General features: G+C 65.9%; 1 protein-coding gene. It reads left to right on the top strand.

Annotation, left to right across the window (positions count from 1 at the left end; genetic code table 11):
• Nucleotides 1-953, top strand: a 953-nt coding sequence (locus AC0KXF_RS15165) for an IS256 family transposase (RefSeq protein ID WP_473109963.1), incomplete at its 5' end; no start/stop codon positions are given.
• Between the last annotated feature and the right edge of the window lie 50 nt (nt 954-1003).

The following is a 1003-nucleotide window of genomic DNA, read 5'->3' as shown; positions in this document are numbered from 1 at the left end:
CCGAGACCGCGCTGATCACCGTCGTCGCCGACTGTTACCTTGCCGGCGTGTCCACACGCCGGATGGACAAGCTCGTCAAGACCCTCGGCATCCATTCCCTGTCGAAGTCGCAGGTGTCCCGGATGGCGGCGGAGCTCGATGCACACGTCGAGCAGTTCCGACACCGACCGCTCGACGACGCCGGTCCGTTTACCTTCGTTGCTGCCGACGCTCTCACCATGAAAGTTCGCGAGGGCGGCCGCGTCATAGGCGCAGTGGTGCTCGTCGCGACCGGTGTCAATGCCGACGGGCGTCGCGAGGTGCTCGGCCTGCGCGTGGCCACCAGCGAGACAGGAGCAGCCTGGAACTCGTTCTTCGCCGACCTCGTCGCCCGCGGTCTCGGAGGCGTCCGCCTCGTCACCAGCGACGCCCACCAAGGACTCGTCGAAGCAATCGCAGCGAACCTGCCCGGTGCTGTTTGGCAGCGCTGTCGCACGCACTACGCAGCGAACCTGATGAGTGTGACACCGAAGGCCATGTGGCCGGCGGTGAAAGCGATGCTGCACTCCGTCTACGACCAGCCCGACGCCGACGCGGTCCACGCTCAGTTCGACCGGCTCCTGGACTACGTCGACGGGAAACTGCCCGACGCTCACGAGCACCTCGACGCGGCCCGCGCCGATATTCTCGCCTTCGCGCAGTTCCCGGAAGGCCTGTGGCAGCAGATCTGGTCCAACAACCCGAATGAGCGTCTCAACCGGGAAATCCGCCGCCGCACTGACTCCGTCGGGATCTTCCCGAACCGGGACGCGATTATCCGCCTCGTCGGCGCGGTCCTCGCCGAGCAAACCGACGAATGGGCCGAAGGACGCCGCTACCTCGGCCTCGACATCCTCGCGAAGAGCCGCCTCACCCTCGTCACAGACAACGACGTCGAGGGGGTGATCGATACCGTTCTCGAGCTCAGCGCCTGACCCCATCACCACGAAGGACCAACCGTTACACCACCACCCGGGACTTGACC

Source organism: Leucobacter holotrichiae (assembly GCF_055791005.1).
The sequence above is the reverse complement of the archived record's forward strand: the minus strand, read 5'-3'. Positions and strand labels throughout refer to the sequence as shown.